Annotated in this window: 15 protein-coding genes; 5 read left to right on the top strand and 10 right to left on the bottom strand. The window is 71.0% G+C overall.

From position 1 onward, the window contains the following. The first annotated feature begins 25 nt into the window (after nucleotides 1-25). Nucleotides 26-982: an ATP-binding cassette domain-containing protein gene (locus tag H4696_RS23080; protein ID WP_086860012.1), complete on the top strand. Its 957-nt coding sequence runs from the start codon at nucleotides 26-28 to the stop codon at nucleotides 980-982. Continuing rightward, entirely contained in the window at nucleotides 982-1,785 is an 804-nt protein-coding gene (locus H4696_RS23085; RefSeq protein WP_169734978.1) for an ABC transporter permease, read from the top strand. The genes H4696_RS23080 and H4696_RS23085 overlap by 1 nt, the downstream gene beginning before the upstream one ends. 1 nt (nucleotide 1,786) lies before the next feature. Here the strand turns inward: H4696_RS23085 and map are convergent, their stop codons facing one another. The 5 genes from map to H4696_RS23110 form a co-directional block, all read right to left on the bottom strand. Then, on the bottom strand, nucleotides 1,787-2,644 hold the full coding sequence (map, locus tag H4696_RS23090; RefSeq protein WP_086860015.1) for a type I methionyl aminopeptidase: 858 nt from the start codon (nucleotides 2,642-2,644) through the stop codon (nucleotides 1,787-1,789). A 24-nt stretch (nucleotides 2,645-2,668) separates the two neighbouring features. Next, entirely contained in the window at nucleotides 2,669-4,462 is a 1,794-nt protein-coding gene (locus H4696_RS23095) for a penicillin-binding transpeptidase domain-containing protein (protein ID WP_192782489.1), read from the bottom strand. A gap of 61 nt (nucleotides 4,463-4,523) precedes the next feature. Continuing rightward, nucleotides 4,524-5,378: a GNAT family N-acetyltransferase gene (locus tag H4696_RS23100; RefSeq protein WP_086860021.1), complete on the bottom strand. Its 855-nt coding sequence runs from the start codon at nucleotides 5,376-5,378 to the stop codon at nucleotides 4,524-4,526. Nucleotides 5,379-5,546: 168 nt separating this feature from the next. Next, nucleotides 5,547-5,939 (bottom strand): VOC family protein, encoded by a 393-nt coding sequence (locus tag H4696_RS23105; protein ID WP_086860023.1) that lies wholly within the window; start codon nucleotides 5,937-5,939, stop codon nucleotides 5,547-5,549. After that, entirely contained in the window at nucleotides 5,929-6,741 is an 813-nt protein-coding gene (locus H4696_RS23110; RefSeq protein WP_192782490.1) for a helix-turn-helix domain-containing protein, read from the bottom strand. Before H4696_RS23110 ends, H4696_RS23105 begins: the two co-directional genes overlap by 11 nt. Nucleotides 6,742-6,824: 83 nt before the next feature. On the opposite strand from H4696_RS23110, the gene H4696_RS23115 reads away from it, so the two are divergent. After that, the gene (locus H4696_RS23115; protein WP_086860025.1) at nucleotides 6,825-7,079 is read left to right on the top strand and encodes a hypothetical protein; all 255 of its coding nucleotides are present in this window, start codon (nucleotides 6,825-6,827) and stop codon (nucleotides 7,077-7,079) included. Nucleotides 7,080-7,147: 68 nt separating this feature from the next. On the opposite strand, the gene ispG is transcribed toward H4696_RS23115, so the two are convergent. The 3 genes from ispG to dxr form a co-directional block, all read right to left on the bottom strand. Next, complete coding sequence (ispG, locus tag H4696_RS23120) at nucleotides 7,148-8,281, bottom strand: flavodoxin-dependent (E)-4-hydroxy-3-methylbut-2-enyl-diphosphate synthase (RefSeq protein WP_192783061.1); 1,134 nt, start codon at nucleotides 8,279-8,281, stop codon at nucleotides 7,148-7,150. Between the two features lie 132 nt (nucleotides 8,282-8,413). Next, complete coding sequence (locus H4696_RS23125; RefSeq protein ID WP_192782491.1) at nucleotides 8,414-9,634, bottom strand: site-2 protease family protein; 1,221 nt, start codon at nucleotides 9,632-9,634, stop codon at nucleotides 8,414-8,416. A gap of 3 nt (nucleotides 9,635-9,637) precedes the next feature. Continuing rightward, on the bottom strand, nucleotides 9,638-10,840 hold the full coding sequence (dxr, locus tag H4696_RS23130) for a 1-deoxy-D-xylulose-5-phosphate reductoisomerase (RefSeq protein ID WP_086862014.1): 1,203 nt from the start codon (nucleotides 10,838-10,840) through the stop codon (nucleotides 9,638-9,640). A 191-nt stretch (nucleotides 10,841-11,031) separates the two neighbouring features. On the opposite strand from dxr, the gene H4696_RS23135 reads away from it, so the two are divergent. Continuing rightward, nucleotides 11,032-11,289, top strand: a complete 258-nt coding sequence (locus H4696_RS23135; protein WP_086862013.1) for a DUF2631 domain-containing protein — start codon at nucleotides 11,032-11,034, stop codon at nucleotides 11,287-11,289. A gap of 26 nt (nucleotides 11,290-11,315) precedes the next feature. Continuing rightward, complete coding sequence (locus tag H4696_RS23140) at nucleotides 11,316-11,975, top strand: peptidylprolyl isomerase (RefSeq protein ID WP_086862012.1); 660 nt, start codon at nucleotides 11,316-11,318, stop codon at nucleotides 11,973-11,975. 1 nt (nucleotide 11,976) lies between these two features. On the opposite strand, the gene H4696_RS23145 is transcribed toward H4696_RS23140, so the two are convergent. After that, nucleotides 11,977-12,480, bottom strand: coding sequence for a HEAT repeat domain-containing protein (locus H4696_RS23145; RefSeq protein ID WP_143265181.1), 504 nt, complete (start codon nucleotides 12,478-12,480; stop codon nucleotides 11,977-11,979). Between the two features lie 5 nt (nucleotides 12,481-12,485). Further along, nucleotides 12,486-21,536 (bottom strand): DNRLRE domain-containing protein, encoded by a 9,051-nt coding sequence (locus tag H4696_RS23150; protein WP_192782492.1) that lies wholly within the window; start codon nucleotides 21,534-21,536, stop codon nucleotides 12,486-12,488. Between the last annotated feature and the right edge of the window lie 18 nt (nucleotides 21,537-21,554).

Raw genomic sequence — 21,554 nt, forward strand, 5'->3', positions numbered from 1 at the left:
ACTCCGCACAGAGAAGGGGAAGACCATGCCAGACGCCATCGTGGCCGAAGGGCTCGTCAAGAAGTACGGCTCCGTCACCGCCCTCGACGGGATGGACCTGCGGGTCCCGGAGGGCACCGTGCTCGGCGTGCTCGGGCCGAACGGCGCCGGGAAGACCACCACCGTCCAGATCCTCACGACGCTGCAGAAGCCGGACGCCGGCCGCGCGACGGTCGCCGGGTTCGACGTCGTCAAGGACGCGCACGTGCTGCGTTCGCACATCGGCGCGTCCGGCCAGTACGCCGCCGTCGACCAGGAGCTGACCGGGGCCGAGAACCTCGAGATGGTCGGGCGGCTCTACCACCTCGGCACCAAGCGGGCCAAGGCCCGCGGCCGGGAGCTGCTGGCCCGGTTCAGCCTCGAAGACGCCGCCGACCGGCCGGTGAAGGGGTACTCCGGCGGCATGCGGCGCCGGCTCGACCTGGCCGGCGCGCTCGTGGCCAACCCGCCGGTGCTGTTCCTCGACGAGCCCACGACCGGGCTCGACCCGCGCGCCCGCACCGAGCTGTGGGACGTCATCACCGAGCTGGTCGCGGGCGGCACCACGCTGCTGCTGACCACGCAGTACCTCGAAGAGGCCGACCGGCTGGCCGACAGCATCGCTGTGATCGACCACGGGCGCGTGATCGCCCGCGGCACCGCCGACGAGCTCAAGGACCTCGTCGGCGGCGAGCGGATCGAGCTGACCGTCGGCACGCACGCCGACGTCGGCGTCGCGCAGCGGGCGCTGGCGCGGCTGGCCAGCGGCGAGCCGCAGGCCGAGGCGTTCCGGCTCACCGTACCCGTGACCCACGGCGCGAAAGCGCTTACCGAAGCGCTCGCCCTGCTCGCCGCCGACGGCGTCGACGTCCGCGACGTCGGCGTCCGCCGCCCCACCCTCGACGACGTTTTCCTCACTCTCACCGGCCACGAGACGGCCGAACCCGCGAAGGAGGCCGTGTGATGAACGCGGTGCAGATGGCCGTGACCGACGGCGTGACCGTCGCCAAGCGCAACTCGATCAAGATCGTCCGGTCGCTGGACCTGCTCGGGTCCATCGTGTTCATGCCGGTGATGTTCGTGCTGCTCTTCGGCTACGTGTTCGGCAGCGTGATCGACATCCCCGGCATGTCCTACCGCGAGTTCATGCTCCCGGGGATCTTCACCCTCGCCGTGGCGATGGGCAGCATCGTCACCGGCTACGGGCTGACCGACGACCTGCAGAAGGGCATCATCGACCGGTTCAGATCGCTGCCGATGTCGCCGGCCGCGGTGCTGATCGGGCGCACCACGGCGGACCTGATCCTCAACGTGACGAGCCTGCTCATCATGGGCCTCGTCGGCCTGCTGGTCGGCTGGCGCATCCACACCGGCGTCTTCGAGGCGCTCGGCGGCGTGCTCCTGCTGCTCGCCTTCGCCTACGCGCTGTCGTGGGTGATGGGGACGCTCGGCCTGGCCGTGCGCAAGCCCGAGGTGTTCAACAACGTCTCGAGCGTGGCGATCTTCCCGCTCACCTTCCTGGCCAACACGTTCGTCGACAGCGGCCGCCTGCCCACCCCGCTGCGGGTGATCGCGGACTGGAACCCGGTCTCGGCGATCACCCAGGCGGCGCGGGAGCTGTTCGGCAACACCAGCGCGTCGATGCCGGTGCACGACGTCTGGCCGATGCAGCACGCCGTGCTGGCTTCGGTGCTGTGGATCGCGGTGCTGCTGGCGATCTTCGTGCCGCTTTCGGTGCGCTGCTACAAGAAGGCCACGAGCCACTGACTCAGGGCAGCGTGAGGATCTCGCTGCCGTCGGCCGTCACCACGAGGGTGTGCTCGAACTGGGCCGTCCACTTCTTGTCCTTCGTGGTGACGGTCCAGTCGTCGGACCAGATGTCGTAGTCGATGGTGCCCAGCGTGATCATCGGCTCGATCGTGAAGGTCATGCCCTCCTCGATGATCGTGTCGACGGAGGGCTCTTCGTAGTGCAGGACCGTCGGCGGCGTGTGGAACGCGGGGCCGACGCCGTGGCCGGTGAAGTCGCGGACCACGCCGTAGCCGAAGCGCTTGGCGTAGGACTCGATGACCCGGCCGATGACGTTGAGCTGACGGCCCGGCCGGACCGCCTTGATCGCCCGCATCGTCGCCTCGCGGGTGCGCTCGACCAGCAGGCGGGCCTCCTCGGAGACGTCGCCGGCCAGGAACGTCGCGTTCGTGTCGCCGTGGACGCCGCCGATGTAGGCGGTGACGTCGATGTTGCAGATGTCGCCGTCCTCGATCACCGTCGAGTCCGGGATGCCGTGGCAGATGACCTCGTTGAGCGAGGTGCAGCACGACTTCGGGAAGTGGCGGTAGCCCAGCGTCGAGGGGTAGGCGTGGTGGTCGAGCAGGAACTCGTGCACCACCTTGTCGATGTCGTCCGTGGTGGCGCCCGGCTTGACCGCCTTGCCGCCCTCTTCCAGGGCCTGCGCCGCGATCCGGCTCGCGATCCGCATCGCCTCGATCACCTCGGGCGTGCGCACGCCGTTGCCGGTGTCCCGCTTCGGCGCCGGCTTGTCCACGTACTCGGGACGGGCGATGGAACTGGGGACGTCGCGGCGCGGCGTCTGGACGCCGGGAACCAGCGGGGCACGAACGGACATGCCCCCCACCTTACGACGACCCGCTCAGCCGATCCCGGCCAGGAACCGGTGGGCGGCCTGCACCGCCGGTTTCGACGAACCGGCTTCGGTCAGCAGCACGGCGAACGCCAGGTCGCCGCGGTAGCCGACGAACCAGCCGTGCGAGCGGGAGCCGTCGCCGAACTGGGCGGTGCCGGTCTTGCCCGCCACGTCGGGGATGTCCCGCAGGCCGGTGGCGGTGCCGCTGGTGACGACCTCGCGCATCATCCCGCGCAGCGCGTCGATGACTTCCTGGGACGGCGCGTCGCCGACGTTCTTCGTGCTCGCCGGCATCCCCTTCACCAGCGACGGCGTCGGCACCTTCCCGGCCTGCACGGTCGCCGCGACCAGGGCCATGCCGAACGGGCTGGTGACCACCGTGCCCTGGCCGAAGCCGTTTTCGGCGCGCTGGACGGCCGAGTCGCTGGCCGGGACGGCGCCGGTGACCGTGGTCAGGCCGGGGACCACGAAGTCGGCGCCGAGCCCGAACGAGCGGGCGGTATCGGTCAGCGCCGACGCCGGGAGGCCCGCCGCGAGCCGGGCGAAGGTCGTGTTGCAGGACCGCGCGAACGCCGTCTTCAGCGGGACCCGGCCCAGGTCGAAGCGGCCTTCGTTCGGCACCACCCGGTTTTCGACCGTCGTGGTGCCGGGGCAGTCGACCGGGCTGCCCGCGTCGACGTCGCCCGCCGACAGCGCGGCCGCCGCCGTCACGATCTTGAACGTCGACCCCGGCGGGTAGCGCCCGGCCAGGGCCAGTGAGCCTTCGTCGTCGGCGGCGCCGTTCTGCGCCACGGCGAGGATGTCGCCGCTCGACGGCTGGATCGCCACCAGCGCGGCCGGGTACTCCTCGGGCTCGAGGGCCTTCTCGGCTGCGGCCTGGAGCCGCGCGCTGAGCGTGCTGGTCACGGCGGGCGCGGGCCGCGGCGGCTCGGCCTTGAGCTCGGCCGCCTCGCCCCCGGTGACGTCCCGGGTGACGATCCGCCAGCCCGCCGCCCCGGCCAGCTGCTGCTCGACCAGCGCGCGGATGCCCGGCAGGACCTGCTGCCCGGACCCGCGGGTCACCGGCAGCAGCCGCTCCTGGCTGGCGAAGCGGACGCCCGGCAGGTCGTAGATCGCCGGCTTGACCCGCTGGTAGTCGCCGGCGCGCAGGCTGATCACCGGGTAGGCGTCGCCGGGCTTGGTCTTGCTCATCCCGTCCAGCACCGAGCGGCCGGTGACCGACGGCTCGTACCGGTGCAGCGCCTTGGCGAGGGTCCCGGCGACCGCGCTCGGGTCGCCGGCCTTCTGCGGGTCGACGACCACGCCGATCACGGTCTGCGGGCGCATCAGCGGCACGCCGTCGCGGTCGAGCACCGGCGCCGTCTCCGGCAGCTGGGGCAGCACGCCGAGGGTCTGGCCGACGGCCAGCTGCGGGTGCACGACGGTCGGCTGCCAGTGCACCTGCCAGCCGTTCTCGGCCGCGCGCAGCTGCGCGTCGGCGCGGTAGGACCAGCTGCGGCCGTGCGGCAGGTGCCAGGTGAGCCGGTAGCCGGCCGTGACGACGTCGCCGTCCGGCTGCTTCACCTCTTCGTCGTCGACGTCGAGCGACTCCGGGGCGAGCACGCCGAGGACCTGGGCCAGCACGGTCTTGGCGGCATCGGGCGAGTCGGTGTTCGCCGCCGCGGCGGCGACGTCCCCGGACCCGACGGCGTCCAGGAAGGCGGAGAGGGCGTCCTCGGGACCGTCTCCCGAGCACCCGGCCGTGGTCGCGGCGGCGAGCAGCAGCACCGCGAGGGCACCGCGACGTCGACGTGCACTCATGGCGGGATAATGCCTGGTCAGCGGGTGTCTCCGCGGCTGAAACGCGGCCACGGAAGAGTGACTAGAAGAGCACCGTCGCGTACTGGCCGACCTGCTGGAACCCGATCTTGCGGTAGGCCGCGAGGGCCGGGGTGTTGAACGCGTTGACGTAGAGGCTCGCGGTGCGGCCCAGGCCGCGGACGAGCCGGTTGACCACGGCGGCCGTACCGGCGGTGCCGAGCCCGCTGCCCCGGCGTTCGGGGTGCACCCAGACGCCCTGGATCTGCCCGACGGTCGCCGACATGGCGCCGATCTCGGCCTTGAAGACGACTTCGCCGTTCTCGAACCGGGCGAACGCGCGCCCGGCGCCGATCAGCTCCGTGACGCGGGCGCGGTAGCTGGCGCCGCCGTCGCCGCTGCGCGGGTCGACGCCGACCTCCTCGATGAACATCGCGACGGCCGCGGGCAGGTACCGCTCGAGCTCGTCCGGCCGGACCGGCCGCACGAGGGGGTCAGCGGCCACCAGCGGCGTGCTGTCGAGTGCCATCAGCGGCTGGTCGTCGCGCACTTCGCGGGCCGGGCCCCACTCGTCTTCGAGCTCGTCCCAGAGCCCGAGGACCTGCTCGGCCGGGCCGACGAGCGACGAACAGGTGCGCTGCCGCCGCAGCGCGCGGTCGGCGAAGGACCGCAACGCGGGGGCGTTGCCGCGCAGGGGGATGAGGTTCGGCCCGGAAAAGCACAGCCCTTGGAGCCGCCCGGCACGAACCGGACGGCTGTCGGCGGCCCAAAGCTCGCCTCCGAGCCGCCACGGATCGAGACCGGCAGCCTCGACCCGGGCGCTGACCATGCAGCTGCCCACCGGGTCGGCGGCGAGCGCGGCACGGACCGCCGGATAGTCCCGATCATCGAGCAGCCGTGCACCTGCAAGCCGCAACACGGACTCCAGGGTGCCAGATTCGGCCGGTAAACGGAACGCGAGGCCGTCGACACGCTGAGATGAACGCCTGGTTCGCCTCCCGCGGGCGGAATCGGGCGTATGCAGTGGTGGACGGGCGGCCGGCGGCGGCGCTCACCTCGGCCGATCCACCGCCCGCCGCCGCCGCGGTCAGGGCGCGCCGCGGTAGGTGCCGATCGTCCAGGAGTTGCCCTCCGGGTCGCGGAGGCTGAACGTGTGCGAGCCGTACTCGGTGTCGGTGAGGGCGGCCGTGATCTCCGCGCCGGCGTCCTTCACCCGCGCGTGGATCTCGTCCACCTTGTCCGAGACGACGTACACCGCGCCCGTGCCCGGCTTCATCGCGTCGTGGACGCCGTCCGGCGGGCGGACGCTGCCCAGCATCACCGCGCCGCCCTCGGGCCAGCGCAGCTCGGCGTGCGCGATCAGGTCGCCTTCGGGCACCACCAGTGCCTCGGTGAAGCCCAGGACGTCGACCAGGAACCGGACCGCGGCCGGGGCGTCGTCGTACCGGAGGGCGGGCCAGACGTTCGGTTCAGGAGTCATGTCGCGAGTCTTGCCCGGCGGCTCCCTCCTGGTCTTGGAGGAACGGGAGCTCCTCCGCGATCCACGTGCCCGGCGTGCACCCGGCCAGCGCGCGCCACTCGTTGGTCAGGTGCGCCTGGTCGTAGTAGCCGCACTCCACCGCCAGCGCGGCCAGGTCCGCGCGGCCCCGGCGCAGCAGCCGCCCGGCCAGCTCGAACCGCAGGACCCGCGCCGCCTGCTTCGGGGCCAGGCCCAGCTCCGCGCGGAACCGCTCGCCGAGGTGGCGGCGGCTCCAGCCGACCGCACTGGCGAGGTCGGCGACGCGCACCCGCCCGTCCGCGCCCCGCATCCGGCGCCACGCCTCCCCCAGCTCGGGCGGCGGCGCCACCGGCTCGACGGCCCGGGCGGCCAGGACGTCGTCGAGCAGCGCGAACCGCTCCGGCCAGGTGGGCAGCTCCCGCAGCCGGTCCGGCAGCGAGCCGAGGCCGAAGCCGGCGAGGTCGGCCACCTCGCCGCCCAGCTCCGCCGCCGTGACGCCGAAGAGCGTGCGCACGCCCAGCGGATCGAGCTCCAGCTGGAGCCCCTCCTGCACGCGGTCCTGCCGGATCAGCACCGCGCTCGTGTGCAGCCCGCCGACCAGCGCCTGCAGGCTGTGCCCGGCCATCCGCACCGGCCCGGCGAGGCTGATGACCAGCGTCACGTGCCGGGACGGCAGCCCGCGGTGGACCGGCAGCGTCACCTCGCGCTGCGCGTACCCGACGTAGCGCGTGACCAGGGGCCGCACCACCGGGTGCGGCTCGTGAACAGCCCAGGTCACGGTCACGAATGCCAGCGTAAACGTCACCACCGACAGTTCCGGGTCTGATAACACGGAAGGTGCGTCCCCACCGCGGAAGGAACCACCCCATGACGATCCAGGAGCAGGCGCAGCAGCTGGAGCTGCTCGCCGACCAGGTGCCGACCGGCATCGCGCTGGCCACCAAGAGCGACCTCGAAGACCTGCAGGCGCAGGTGCTCGGCCTGCTCGGGGAGACGACCACCGCGACCGCGATCCAGGGCGCCATCCAGCTGGCTTCGCAGCAGATCGACGAGGTCGCCGCCGCGCTGGAGAACGTCCGCCTGCAGATCCGGGACGCCGCGCAGCACCACCTGCAGGGCTGAAAACGCCGTGAAGGCCTCCTTACCGGTCACAAAAGCCGGTAAGGAGGCCTTCACGGCACTTCGGAAGCTTAGCCGGCGGTGACGACCGGGGCGCCCTCGCCAAGGGTCTCGCCCGCCTCTTCGGCGATGCGCATGGCCTCTTCGATGAGCGTCTCGACGATCGCGTGCTCGGGCACGGTCTTGATGACCTCGCCCTTGACGAAGATCTGGCCCTTGCCGTTGCCGGAGGCGACACCCAGGTCGGCCTCGCGTGCCTCGCCCGGGCCGTTGACGACGCAGCCCATGACGGCCACGCGCAGCGGGATCTCCATGCCCTCGAGCCCGGCCGTGACCTGCTCGGCCAGCGTGTAGACGTCCACCTGCGCGCGCCCGCACGACGGGCAGGACACGATCTCCAGCTTGCGCTGCTTGAGGTTCAGCGACTGCAGGATCTGGATGCCGACCTTGACCTCTTCGACCGGCGGCGCGGACAGCGAGACGCGGATGGTGTCGCCGATGCCCTGGCGCAGCAGCGCGCCGAAGGCCACGGCCGACTTGATGGTGCCCTGGAACGCCGGCCCGGCTTCGGTCACGCCGAGGTGCAGCGGGTAGTCGCACTGCTCGGCGAGGATCTCGTACGCGCGCACCATGACCACGGGGTCGTTGTGCTTCACCGAGATCTTGATGTCGTGGAAGTCGTGCTCGGCGAACAGCGACGCCTCCCACAGCGCCGACTCCGCGAGCGCTTCCGGCGTCGCCTTGCCGTACTTGTCCATGATCCGCTTGTCGAGCGAACCGGCGTTGACACCGATCCGGATCGGCGTGCCGTGGTCCTTCGCGGCCTGCGCGATCTCCTTGACCTGGTCGTCGAACTTCCGGATGTTGCCCGGGTTCACGCGCACCGCCGCACAGCCGGCCTCGATCGCCGCGAAGACGTACTTCGGCTGGAAGTGGATGTCGGCGATCACCGGGATCTGCGACTTGCGCGCGATCGCGGGCAGCGCCTCGGCGTCGTCGGCCGACGGGCACGCGACGCGGACGATGTCGCAGCCCGCGGCGGTGAGCTCGGCGATCTGCTGCAGCGTGGCGTTGACGTCGGAGGTGAGCGTCGTCGTCATCGACTGGACGGAGATCGGGAAGTCGCTGCCGACGCCGACCGGGCCCACCTGGAGCTGGCGGGTCTTGCGGCGCTCGGAGAGGACGGGCGGGGGCAGGGCGGGCATACCGAGTGCGACGGTCACGGTTTCCAGCGTACCTACCCCGACCGGGCCACCTTCACCATGTCAACCGTCACGGTGAGCAGCATTACGGCCCGTGCGAGCCGCCGGGGAGGGGCCGCAACCCCTCCGTGGCGGCTACTGCCCGAGTCGAATCGGGTTGACGATGTCCGCTGTCACCGTGAGTAGCGTCACCGCACCCCCGATGAGCACCAGGACCATCGTGATCCCGGACAACCGGGTGTAGTCGACGGGCCCGCCCGCCGTCTTGCCCCGCCGGGCGCGGATCCAGTCGCGGACGCGCTCGTACCAGACCACCGCGATGTGCCCGCCGTCGAGCGGCAGCAGCGGCAGCAGGTTGAACACGCCGATGAAGAAGTTCAGGCTGGCCAGCAGGAAGAAGAACAGCACCCAGATGCCCCGCTCGACGGCCTCGCCGCCGATCCGGCTCGCGCCGACGACGCTGACCGGGGTGTTCGGGTCGCGCTCGCCGCCGAAGATCGCGGTGACCACCGCGGGGATGCGCTCCGGGAACTCGACGAGCCGCTGCGCCGTCTCGGCGAACATCGTGCCGGTGAAGCTGAACGTGGCGCCGACCGCGGCGACCGGCCCGTACTCGATGGTCTTGGGCGGCTCCTGCGGCGAGGCGCCGATCATCCCGACCTGCTTGACGCCGTCGCTGGTCCAGCGCTGCACCTTCGGCACGTCGACGGTGAGCGACAGCCGCTGCTCGCCGCGCTGCACCTGGAACACGGTCGGGCCGCTGGTGGCCTGCACGGTGGCGAGCATCTCGTCCCAGCTCCCGATCGGCTTCCCGCCGACGGACAGGACCTTGTCGCCCGGCTGCAGCCCGGCCGTCTTCGCCGGGGTCAGCGCGTCCGCGGCGCAGGTGGGGTTCTGCGCCTGCGCCTTGGCCTGGGCTTCGGTCGTGATCGACTGGGCGCACGACGTCGCCGACAGCACCGCCGGGGCCGGCGTGAGGTTCGGCAGGCCCATGGTGACGGCCATCAGGTAGAGCACCACGAAGCCGAGGATGAAGTGGGTGATCGACCCGGCCGACATCACGACGGTGCGCTTCCAGGTCTTGAACCGCCACATGGCGCGCGGCGCTTCGTCCGGGGTGACTTCGTCGAGCGCGGTCATGCCGGCGATGTCGCAGAACCCGCCGAGCGGGATCCACTTCAGGCCGTACTCCGTCTCGCCGCGGCGCCAGGAGAACACCGTGGGCCCGAAGCCCACGAAGTACCGGCGGACCTTCATGCCGAAGGCCTTCGCGGTGACCATGTGCCCGGCCTCGTGCAGCGCGACCGAGACACAGATCCCCAGCGCGAAGAGCACCACACCGATGATGTAGGACACCCGCTACTTCCCCTCGATGATCGAACCGGCCCGCGCGCGAGCCCAGCGCTCGGCGGCGAGAACGTCGTCGACGTCGCGCGGTTCGCGACGCCACTCGTCGGCGGCTCCCACCACCTCGGAAACAGTGTCCACTATCGACGTGAAGCTGGTGTTCTGCGCGAGGAAAGCGGACACGAGCTCCTCGTTCGCCGCGTTGTAGACGGCGGGCAGGCAGCCGCCCTCGGTGCCGCAGTGGCGGGCCAGCTCGACGGCCGGGAAGGCGTCGTCGTCCAGCGGCTCGAACGTCCAGGTCGCGGCCTTGTCCCAGGTGCACGCGGGTGCGGCGGCGGGGACGCGGTCGGGCCAGTGCAGCGCGAGCGCGATCGGCAGCCGCATGTCGGGCGGGCTGGCCTGGGCGATCGTCGAGCCGTCGGTGAAGGTCACCATCGAGTGCACGATCGACTGCGGGTGCACGGTGACGTCGATGTTTTCGGGCGCGATGTCGAACAGCAAGGCCGCTTCGATCAGCTCCAGGCCCTTGTTGACCAGGGTGGCGGAGTTGATGGTGATCAGCGGGCCCATGGACCAGGTCGGGTGCGCCATCGCCTGCTCGACGGTGACCCCGGCCAGCTCGGCGCGCTTGCGGCCGCGGAAGGGACCACCGGACGCGGTGAGCACGAGCCGGGCGACCTCGTCCTTGCGCCCGGCGCGCAGGGCCTGGGCGATGGCGGAGTGCTCGGAGTCGACGGGCACCAGCTGGCCGGGCTTGGCCGCGGCGAGCACGAGCGGCCCGCCGGCGATCAGGGACTCCTTGTTGGCCAGCGCGAGAGTGGCGCCGGTGGCGAGCGCTTTGAGCGTCGGCTCGAGGCCGCGGGACCCGGGCAGGGCGTTGAGGACGGTGTCGACCTCGACGGCGTCGATCAGCTCGGTGACGGCGTCGGAGCCCGCGAAGAGCCTTGGCAGCTTGAAGTCGCCTTGGCTGTAGCCGCGCTTCTGCGCCTCGGCGTACAGCGAGAGCTGCACGTCTTCGGCGGCCGTGGCCTTGGTCACCGCGACGGCCTCGACCCCGTGGGCGAGCGCCTGCGCGGCGAGCGCGGCCGGATCGGCCCCGCCCGCGGCGATCCCGGCCACCCGGAACAGGTGCGGGTTGCGGGCCGCGACGTCGAGGGCCTGCACACCGATGGACCCGGTCGAGCCGAGCACGAGAACGCTTCGCGAGGTAGTCATCGCGGGTCATTGTCGCGCGGGCCGGGTCCGCGGCGCACCCGGAGGTTCGGTGGCGGGGAATCCGGAGCGTTCGCCTCGCACCGATCGCGCACTCACCGGGTGTCCGGCGCCACGCGGGCCGTGTCCGCGGCGCGCCCGCAGGTGTGGGATCATCGGCGCGTACGAGGTTCACGGGTCTTGAGGAGTTCATCGTGGCAGGCAAGGCGGTCGAGAAGAGGCGGCCCGAGGTCGACCCCCGCGACGAGCCGTCCGCGGCCTGGGGCTGGCACGGCACGTTCCCGAAGGCCACCCGCATCGCCGGCTGGGTCAGCGCGATCATCCTGCTGGTGATGATCAAGGGCAACCACGAGAACAACACCGAGAACGTGTGGCTCGTGGGCCTGTCGCTGTTCCTGATGCTGCTGCTCGTGCTGGACATCCGCAAGCGCCGCACGGCCTGGCGCAAGTAGTCCGTTTTTCGCTAACGTCTCCGGCCATGAAGCTGCGCTGGGGTTTGGCCGTCGTCGCTGTCCTGGGTGCGTTGGTGGTACCCGCCACCCCGGCCGCGGCTTCCGCACCGGTGGTCCCGTGCACGTTCACGCCGACCCCGGAGAACCCGGCGGCCCGTCCGGTGGTGCGTCCGCTGCCGTTCGCTCTGACCCGCGGAACCGTGGACGTGACGTTCCGGTTCAACTACGGGCCGGTGACGGTCCGGTTGAACCGCGCCGGGGCGGCGCCTTGCGCGGTGCACAACATGGTTTCGCTGATCGCCCAGCGGTTCTACGACCGGTCACAGTGCTGGCGGCTTTCGAACTCTTCGCGATTGGGTGTTCTCCAGTGCGGGGACATCTACGAGGTCGAGAAGGGCGGGCCGGGGTACAAGTTCCCGGATGAAGTTTCGGGTGCCGAGACTTACCCGCGTGGGACCGTCGCCATGGGGAACCAGGGGCCGGGGACGAACGGGTCGGAGTTCTTCATCGTGCATTCGTTCGCGAACATCCCGGCGAACTACTCGGTGCTGGGCACTGTGGTGCGGGGGATGTCGGCCATTGATCGGATGGTGGCGGACGGGATCATCCCGACCGATCCGAACGGGCCGCTGGACGGGGCACCAGCCAAGCCGGTGAAGATCCAGCGGGCCACGCTCGGCCGGTAGGTCACCAGAAGTCACCCGGCCGCTTCGCCACTTCCCGGGCGAGTTCGCGGACCGCTTCCCGATCGTCGTCGACCGCGGCGGCCAGCACCGCACGGGATTCCGGTGTGTCGATGTGCAGCAGGGCGTCCAAGGCGTTGACCGCCAGGTCGTCGTCGATGTCGTTTTCGCGATGCCAGGCCACGGTCCTCGCCAGCACTGGAACCGACTCCGGTGCGGCGAGATCCGACAGGGTGTACACGATGTTCAGGGCGTACACGTGCGGCTCGGTTCGCGCCAGGTCGAGCGCATCGATCAGCACCGGCAGATAGGACGGCGACGGGAATTCGCCGACCACATTGACAAAACTGTCGAAGTGCGACCAATTGCGATTCGCGAAAGCTTCGGCAAGTCCACCGGACAGAGCCGCGACAACCTCACCTGGCTCTTTTTCACGAAGCCGGGCAGCTTTTTCGAGCGGATTGCCCTCACTGCCGAGAACAATCGCCGCGATTTCACGGTCGGTCACGACAATCACCTCCCGACAAAATCGGACAAAGACTCGACGTCATAGCCCAGCAGTTGCCCATTGTACAAGTCCGCACTGCCACCACCCGACTTGCCCCGTAGCCCATAAGTGATGAATCCGTGCTCATCCTTGACGTGCACTTGACGGATATCACTGGTCACCCGGGGCAGGCCATCGAGTCCACGTTCTCGGATCGAGGGCGACGGCGGGTAGTCGATGGCGCCGTTGTCGATCAGCAACTGCCGGGTTCCCGGCTTCGCGTACATCGTCACCACGACGTCGTACTTCCCGCGCTTGAACTTGGGGATCCGTCGCTGGATGTAACCAGGGTCGTCGACGATGAAACTCTCGTTCTTGCGGGGAACGATGCCGTTCTTCTTGAAGGACTCGAACTCTTCGAACGACATCGCCCGGTAGAAGACCTCGAGCTTCCCCTGCGCGACCAGGTCGGAGACCGGGAGATCCCCGATGTCCTGGACCACGTCCCCGTTGGGCCCGCGGACGAGATCGCGGAAGTGCCGGTAGACGTCGAACCACTTCTGCAGGTCACCCTGGTCGTCGGCCACCTTGTCCGCCGGCAGGTTCGGGTTGCTCGAGGTGGTGCCGTCGGCGAGGTACTGCTCCTGCGCGCCGACCGGGATCGGATCGGGGACGCGCAGCGCGCGGTCGTTGGCGACCTTGCGAGCGGCGATGCCCGGCGGCGGGGGCGGCGGCTGCCAGCGCGGTGCCACGCGCTTGCCCGGACCACCGCAGGACACCCGGCAGCCGCCGGATTTGCCCGAACCACCGTGCAGCGTGGCCGTTGCGGTGGCGTTGGCGCGACTGGGCGGTAGCGGTCCGACGACGACGGGGTTCCGGATATCGCCCGGCCCGTATGTGGTGACGCGGGGGACGAACGTCATCATCCACATGCAGGTGAGGTAGGCGTACCCGGAATAGTTGTCGCAAACCCCGTTGGGGTCGACTTCGTTGATGACCGACCACGGATCCGAGGCCTGGTGCCCGTCGAGGTCGACCTGGCCCAGCGGATCGGCGTTGCCGAAGAGGTACCGGTTCCCCCCGGTCGAAGGGCCGCCCGGGTCGACCTGGATGTCGTCCCGGCTGGTGAACGAGCCGGTTCCCGGCGAATACCACCGGGCACCCATGTCGACCTGGCCCGTCGACGGATCCGTGTAGTCCGACTGGAACCCCAGCGACGAAGTCGTCCCCGCGGAGGCCGTCCTCGCGCCGAACGGGTCGAAGCTCGAAGATCCGGTCAGCTGTGCCGCGGCCGGGTCCAGCCCCCCGACGACGTCGAAGTGCCGGTCGGTCAGGTCGATGCGCCCACTGCCCGAGCCGGGCTTCTCGGCGAGCAGCCCGTTCCGGCTGTCTCGCGAGAACGTCGACGTGCCGTCCGAGGTCAGGTCCAAGCTCGTACCGTCATACGACAGGGCCTGGTCGTTCCGCGACGACGCCCGATCCAGGCCGTCGTACGCGTACGTGGCCGAGCCCTGCTTCACCGCCCGGTCGAACGCGTCGAACTCCGATGTCACCGTTCCGGCCGGGCCGGTTCGGGCGTTCAACGTGCCCCGCGCGCTCCATGTCAGCGTGTCCGCGCCGTCCGTCAGCTGGCGGTTGCGCTCGTCGAACGTCGCTGTGCGGTCGCCCGCCTGCACTCGGTTGCCCGAGGCGTCCCACGCGTACGAGGTCGTCTTGCCGCCGGCGCTCCACGACGTCAGGCGGCCCGCCTGGTCGTAGCCGTAGGTGTTGTCGCCGGCTCCGGCCACTCCCGTCGTCTTCTTGCCGGTGAGGCGGTCGTCGAGGTCGTAGCTGTAGGCCAGCGCCGCGAGCGAGACGCCGCCGGTGGCCTTGAGCTCGTCGCTCGTCTGACGGCCGAAGTCGTCGTAGCCGTAGGTGCGGACGCGGCCGCTGCCGTAGTCGATCGACGCGAGGTTGCCCGCGTCGTCGTAGCCGAGCGTCTGCTTGACGCCGGTCAGGCCGTCCTGCTGGGTCGACAGGCGTCCCTGCTGGTAGCCGAACACCGCGGTGCCCGCTCCGTCGACGCGCTGGGTCAGCCGCCCGGAACCGTCGTAGGAGTACGCCGACGTTCCCGACACCGGCCCGGTGCTGGTCAGCAGGTCACCGCGGTCGTCGTAGGTGAACGTCTTCTCGCCTCCGGGCGCGTTCACCGCCAGCAGGCGCCCGGACGGGTCGAACCGCTGGACGCGGTCCGGGGTCGGCTGGGCCGCGCCGGTGCCGGTTTCCAGCGTCAGCCGGCCCAGTGCGTCGAACGTCCGCTGCCGGACGACGCCGCCCGGTGCCTGGACGCGCTCCGGCCGGCCGGCGAGGTCGTACGTGGTCGTCCACGTGCGGTCCGCGGCGGCCGGGTGGGCCGCCGTGGCCGGTTCGAGCACCGATTCGGACAGGCCCAGCGCGTTGTACGTCTCGATCGTGCTGTTGCCGCGGCCGTCGGTCGACCGGGTCCGGTTGCCCGCCGCGTCGTAGCCGAAGGACGTCGTGATCGACGTCGTGTCGGTGGTCGGCTCCTGCTGCCGGACCAGGAGGCCGCGGGAGTCGTAGTCGAACCGGGTGGTGCGGCCGAGCGCGTCCGACGCGGTGACCTTGTCGCCGTCCGCGTCGTAGCCGACCGAGCTCTTGCGCAGGACGCGCTCGGCCGGGTCGAGGCTGTAGAACCCGGTGGCCCGGCCTGCCGGGTCGTAGCTCACGTAGCCCGTGCGGCCGTGGCCGTCGGACTGCCGGACCTGGCGCCCGGCGAAGTCGTAGCCGAAGCGCGAGACCACCCCCGCCGGGTCCGTGGTCGTGGTCCGCTGCCCGAGCACGTCGTACTCGTTCTTCGTCAGCTCGCCGGTCGGCGCCGTCGAGGAGACGAGGTTGCCGGCGTCGTCGTAGCGGAGCTTGGTGCTGTACGCGGCCGGTGCCGGACGGCGCTCGATCCGGGTCGCCGTGACCTGCCGCCCGAAGTCGTCGTAGGTGGCTTCCACCCGCGAACCGGTCGGGTCTGTGGTCGAGAGCAGCTCGCCCTCGGTCGTGTAGCCGTAGCTCCACACCCCGCCGGGCTGATCGCCGTCGGCCGGGTCCGGGTCGGTGCGCTCGACCAGACGGCCGAGCTGGTCGTACCGGTAGCGGGTGACCGCGCCGGCCGGGTCCGTGACGCTCAGCAGGTTGCCCATCGCGTCGTACTGCCGGGTCGTGGCGACCTTCGCCGCGGTGGTCTCCCCCGGCTTGCGGTAGTCCGGCGACGCCACCTTCAGGATCCGGCTGTCCCGGTCGTAGGTGATCGTCCCGACGTTGCCGTTCGGGTCCTTCGTCTCGGTCTGGTTCCCGAAGGTGTCGTAGCCGCCGACGACCTCCGGCCGCACCTGCGCGGCCGCCGCTCCCCCGGACTCGGCCGCGACGAGCGGCTGCGTGGTCCGGATGAGCCTGCCGAGCTTGTCGTAGGCCAGGTTCGTCGTGAACGCGACCGGATCCGCGCCACGGACGTTGCCGCGCGGTGCGGTGACCGCGGTCATCAGGCCGCGCTCGTCGTACTGGTAGGTCGTGGTCAGCTTTTCGGTCGCGCTCTTGGTCACGGACTGGCTGATCTGCCTGCCCGCCGTGTCGTAGCCGTATTCGACGCTCTCGCGGTTGCCGAGGTCGAGCCGGGTGCTGTTCGAGCTCTGTCCGGTGTGGACGGTCTTGACGACGTCCCCGCCGGGGCCGTACGTCCACTCGGTCCGGTTCGCCAGCCCCGCCGGGTCGGCGGTTTCCGCGGTCCCGCGGCCCGCCGCGTCGTACTCGAACGTCGTGACGCGGCCACCGGGCTCGGTCAGCTTGGTCTTCTGCCCCGCGGCGTCGTAGGCGTACTCCTGCAGCGTGACGTCGCGTTTCGGCGCCGCCGGGTTGAAGGGGTCGCGCACGTCGTGAGCGACGACCTTCCAGACCTTCCCGTCCCCGAAGTACCGGTAGCGGGTGGTGCGCCCCATCGAGTCGGTTTCCCGCACCCGCCGGCCCGCGAGGTCGTAGGCGTAGGACGCGAGGACCAGGGTCGGCGCCGAAGTCGTGTCCCCGGCGCCGTCGGTGTCGCCGCCCCCGCTCGCCGGATCGGTCGCCTGCCCGTTCCAGGCCCGCAGCCGGACTTCGGCCAGCGCGTTGCGCGCGGTGTAGCCGTACTCGTACTTGTTCCCGCCGGCGTCGACCATCCAGACGCGGTTGCCGAAGGAGTCGTAGCCGGAGGAGGTGACCCCGCCCTCCGGGTCGACGACCCGGCTCGCCCGGCCGAAGTCGTCGTAGTCGGTCGTCGTGACCCGGGCGGCGTCCCCGCCGGTCAGGTCCTTTTCCTCGGTGCGCACGACGTTGCCGTCGGCGTCGTAGCCGGTGAGCGTCTGCGCGGTGTGGGTGACCCCGGTGATCGCGTTGGCCACGCCGGAACCGGTCGCGGCGGTCTGGTGCGACCGGGAGTCGTAGGCGTAGGTCGTCGTCACCCCGGCCGGATCCGAGGCGCTGCTTCGCGTTTCCGTCTTCTTGCGGCCGAAGACGTCGTACGTGTACGCCGTCGTCAGGCCGGCCGGGTCGACGACCTTCGCCAGGTCGCCGTTCTTGAAATACGAGTAAGCCGTGACGCCGTTGCGCGGGTCGGTCGTCTGCAGCAGCAGGCCCGCCGGGACGTTGCCGCCGCCGACCGCCGCTTCCGTGCCGTTCGCGTACTGGTGGCGGGTCACGCCGCCGTCCGGGGTGGTCTCCGTGGAGAGGAGACCCCGGACGCCCAGGTCCGTGTACGTGTACGTCGTCGCGTACGCCGGGTCGTCCGCGTTCGCCGAACGGGCGTCGCGGGTGGACAGGAGCTTGTCGTTGCGCGGGTCCGTCACGTCGGCCGCGTTGAGGTAGTACGTCGAGTACGACGTCTGGCAGTCGCCCGGGGCCACGCGGCACGTCTTGCGCGCGATCACGTTGCCGCGCTCGTCGTTGGTCAGGACGACGGTGTTGCCGAGCTCGTCGCCGATCGTGGTCTGGAAGCCCTTGTCGTCGTAGTCGTAGGTGCGGACGCCCTGGCCGTTGACCGGGCCGCCGACCCACGTGCCGTCGCCGCCGACCGGGCCGCCGCAGTACGTCGGGTCGCTCGGGTCCTGGGGTGCGGACGGGTCGCAGGTGGGGTTCTCCGGCGGCAGCGGGTTGCCGTCGCCGTCGCGGCGGTCCTCCGGGCGGATGCCCTGGCCCAGCGGGGCGATGTAGCGCAGGATTCGACCGCGCACCGGGTCGTAGTCGTAGAAGTGCGGGCGGTTCCCCGGATCCGTGACCTGCGTCGTGCGGACGAGATTGGTCTCGGTGCCGGTCACGGCGGGACGGCCGACACGCCAGTGGCCGCCGTTGCGGTCGACGACCTCGGTGATGCGGTCGGCCGGGGTGTCGTAGCTCAGCTGCGCGGCGACGCGGCCGCTCGGCAGCGTGATCTTCGTGAGCGAACTGGCCGCCGCGCGCGCCTGGTAGTGCGCGGCCGCGGTCGTCGGGCCGACGGCGTACTCGTAGAACGCCGCTTCGGCGATCTGCCCCGAGAAGAACCGGCGCGCGGCCGTGCCCCAGGCCGGCCACGCCGACGGCGGGACGGTGTACGCCGCGCCGATCTGGTCGTACACGACGTCGTCGTGCGCGATCTCGCCCTGCGCGGTGCCGACCGCCTTGCCGTCGAGGTAGAGCGTCTGGGTCGCGAGCGCGCCGGACAGCACCACGTGGTGCCAGGCGTTGTCGTTGACCGTCGTCGCCGAGGTGATCGGGGCCGCGCCGCCGTTCCAGAACTGGCCGCGCAGCTTGCCGTCGGTGCCGACGTACAGCACCGGCACCGCGCCGGTGGGCGTGCCGCTGATCGGCGCCTTCTGGTAGCCGAAGAGCGGACCTCCCGCCGTGGTCCGGAACCACATTTCGATGGCCAGGTCACGGTTCTTGCGCACCGTGCCGTCCGGCAGCGTCACCACCGACGACGTGCCGTTGAACGTCGCCGCGGTCCCGGTGCCGGTCAGCGGCCCCGGCTGGCCGAGGGTGACGTCCTTGTAGGTCCCCGCGTCCTTGCCGAGCTTGAGGCCGTTCTCGCTGGCCGCCGTGGTCCCGGACGTCTCGCCGAAGCGCCAGAACGACGAGGGGCGGGCGTCGACGACGGAGCTGCGGTAGTGCGAGCCCGCGGTGTAGTCGTAACCGGTGCACCCGTTGTCCGGATCGCACACCTTCGTCAGCCGGTCGCCGTCGTAGGTGTAGGTCCAGGTGAGCTGCTTGCCGTCGATCGGATCGGTGCTCACCGACGTGACGTGGCTGCCGGTCCACTTGAAGTACAGGATCCGGTCACTGGTCAGGCTGATCGCCCGGCTGAGGTGTTCCGGCGTGCCGTAGTCCAGCTGGACGTGGTGCCCGGCCTGGTCGTAGATCTCGATCAGCCGGCCGTCGGGGCGGAAGCGGTACAGCGTGGCCGCTTTGTCCGTCAGCACCCAGCCGCCACCCGCGGCTTCCGGCTCGATCCGGAAGTTCGCCTGCCGGCCGGGCGGCGGCGCGAACGTGCCGTCGGCGTTGCGGCCGAACCGGACCTGCTGGCCGTCCGGGTAGGTCACGACGACGTTGCCCGAACCGTCGTTGTCGGGCAGGACGCGCATGTCGTAGCGCGTCGACCAGCCCGCGCCGAAGGCGAGGTCGGTGCGCGGGTCGAGGCTGTTGTAGGTGCGGGCGACGGTCAGTTCCGGCCCGGTCACCTGCAGCGCGGCGTCGACCGCGCTGGAGAAGTAGTTCCCGGTCTGCGGGTCGAAGTCGCGCTGCGCGCCGCTGTAGGGCGCGTTCGCCAGGTGCGACGTGATCTCCGGCTGCGGGACCGCCGTCAGCAGGTGGCTCGGCGTGAGCTTTTCGCTCTCCGAATTCCCGTCGTAGGCGAAGACACGCCACTGGTAGTCCTTGCTCCAGCGCAGCGCGCCGACCGGGACCGTCCACGTCCGCTTGGTCACGTACCCGGAGTCCACACAGGACACCCCGGTCAGCGTGCCGTCCGGCTTGGCGACGTACTTTTCGCAGACCTCGAAGCGGTACTTGAGGGTCGACGAGACGGGCGCGTCGACGTCGACCGCGTCGGCCCAGAGCTGCGGGGTGAGCGTGGGCGCCGAGAACCCGTTGGGCGGGTACTGCGCCTTGACGATCGGCGGGACGTCGAACACGGTCATCGACAGCCGCGTCGGCGGGATCTGCTCGTCGGTGAACCAGGCCCCGCCGCGGCGCAGCATGCTGAAGTCGAACAGGTACTGACCGGGCTCGATGGCCTTGATGGTGGCGTCGAGCGTCACCGAGCCGCCGCGCGGCACGTCGTTCGGCAGCGACGCGGCTTCGACCGCCCCGACCGGGGCACCGGCCGCGGTGAAGACGCGGTAGCCGAGCGCGAAGTCCGCCGCGGTCCAGGTGTCGGCGCCGCGGTTGGTGACGGTGATCTTGACCTTGCCGGCCTGCGTGCGGGTGACCGGCGGCTGGGGAACGCCGCGGTCGACGCGGTATTCGGCGTCGTAGGCGGTGTGCGTGACGAACAGGCGCGGCGGGTTCGCCGTCCGGTTGCCGGTGAACTTCTTCCAGCCGTACGGATCGGTTTCCGAAGCGCGGACCGCGAGGCCGTAGTTGGCCTGCGCGCCGGTCACCCAGCGCTGCACGAGGTCGCGGCCGCCGATGCCGAGCGGGATCAGCTCGGTCGCCGACGGGCAGCTCGAAGCGTGCTGCTGGAGGCCGATGTACCCGTGGGCGAAGGACTCCTGCGCGAGCGCGGGACCGAAGGCGGGCCCGGGGTAGCCGGACGCGGTGGTCCACGGGGCGGTGACGTCGTGCACGGTGACCGGGCGCGGCTGGCAGGACCACGACCAGGTGCTCTTCAGCGTGAGCTGGGCACCGAGGATCTTGTGGTTGCGCAGCCGGCTTTCCACACCGCTGAAGGACAGGTAGCTCGCGGCCTTGACGGACCCGGTCGTCCCGATCTTGAGCTCGGTCGAGCCGTCGAGCCGGGAACCGCCCTGGAACACGGCGGCGCCGTCGGACGCGGTGGTCTCGACGCTGGGGTCGACCTCCACCGGGTAGACGCGCGCGGAGTCCTTGAGCCAGTTCGGGTCCAGCTTGACGCGGAGCACGAACGCGCCGGCGTTTTCCCGCAGTTCGTAGGTCACGCCCTCGGACCGGGCGGGGTCGCCGGTCGCGGGATCACGCCGGGAGTCGGTCATGAAGCCGGCCGGGATCCGGGCGCGCTCGCGCCCGGACGTGTCGGTGAGCGAGATCCGCCCGTCCACGAGGGACGGCCGGAGTCCCTTCAACCGCAACGGGAAGTCCCACGTCGCCGCGGCCTCCGGCGAGGTGAGGACGAGCGTTTCCTTGACGCCGCCGGGCACCACGTCGAGCCGGAGGTCGGCACCGGCCCGCACGCCCGGGTAGACGATGCGGCTGCCGGAGACGGCACCGGCCGACGGCACGGCACCGCCTACGCCGTAACCGAATTCGTGGTCGCCGTCCAGGGTGACGTGGACGAGGTCGTTCCCGGCCGCCTTGGCGGCGAAGGTGATCCGCTCGGCGTCGGCCGCGTTGGACCAGCCGGTGCCCGCGGGCACGATCGCCGTGTCGATCGGCTGGTAGCTGCCGTCCGGCGCGCGGAAGTTGATCGGCTCCTCGCCGAACTCCGTGGTGAGGGTGCCGTCGGTGTTGGCGTAGGTCTTGTCCGTGGCGGTGCGCCGCTCCGGCAGCTCACGGCTGGTCTTCTCGTCGAACCCGGTCACGTGCGAAGGCGCGCTCCCGACCTGCACGGCGTTCGCGCCGACCTTCGCCTCCCCGGCGGCCACCGCGGGGTACTTCGACTGCAGCGACTTCGGCCCGGCGGTGTTGGCCGGCCCGGCCGGGTCGTCCCCCTGCTCCCCCGCCGTCCCGGCCAGCTGCTTCGGGGCGAGCGCCATGGCCTGCTGCAGCAGGTTGGCGCCGGCGTCCGGCCCGGCCGGGATCGACGGCCCGACGATTCCCGCCGTCAGCGCGACGACGAGGACCAGCAACCCGGCCCGGCTCGCGTGCCCGGTCTTGCGACGTGGAGAAAACATGGGAAATCCCGCCCTCAT

This window comes from Amycolatopsis lexingtonensis (genome assembly GCF_014873755.1).
In the GTDB taxonomy this organism is placed as follows: domain Bacteria; phylum Actinomycetota; class Actinomycetes; order Mycobacteriales; family Pseudonocardiaceae; genus Amycolatopsis; species Amycolatopsis lexingtonensis.

What these genes read in the sequence shown, in the direction of transcription:
- H4696_RS23085 (WP_169734978.1), top strand. Translation starts at nt 982, where the DNA reads ATGAACGCGGTGCAGATGGCCGTGACCGACGGCGTGACCGTCGCCAAG.
- H4696_RS23140 (WP_086862012.1), top strand. Translation starts at nt 11,316, where the DNA reads ATGAAGCTGCGCTGGGGTTTGGCCGTCGTCGCTGTCCTGGGTGCGTTG.
- H4696_RS23105 (WP_086860023.1), bottom strand. Translation starts at nt 5,939, where the DNA reads ATGACTCCTGAACCGAACGTCTGGCCCGCCCTCCGGTACGACGACGCC.
- H4696_RS23080 (WP_086860012.1), top strand. Translation starts at nt 26, where the DNA reads ATGCCAGACGCCATCGTGGCCGAAGGGCTCGTCAAGAAGTACGGCTCC.
- H4696_RS23095 (WP_192782489.1), bottom strand. Translation starts at nt 4,462, where the DNA reads ATGAGTGCACGTCGACGTCGCGGTGCCCTCGCGGTGCTGCTGCTCGCC.
- ispG (WP_192783061.1), bottom strand. Translation starts at nt 8,281, where the DNA reads ATGCCCGCCCTGCCCCCGCCCGTCCTCTCCGAGCGCCGCAAGACCCGC.
- map (WP_086860015.1), bottom strand. Translation starts at nt 2,644, where the DNA reads ATGTCCGTTCGTGCCCCGCTGGTTCCCGGCGTCCAGACGCCGCGCCGC.
- dxr (WP_086862014.1), bottom strand. Translation starts at nt 10,840, where the DNA reads ATGACTACCTCGCGAAGCGTTCTCGTGCTCGGCTCGACCGGGTCCATC.
- H4696_RS23150 (WP_192782492.1), bottom strand. Translation starts at nt 21,536, where the DNA reads ATGTTTTCTCCACGTCGCAAGACCGGGCACGCGAGCCGGGCCGGGTTG.
- H4696_RS23115 (WP_086860025.1), top strand. Translation starts at nt 6,825, where the DNA reads ATGACGATCCAGGAGCAGGCGCAGCAGCTGGAGCTGCTCGCCGACCAG.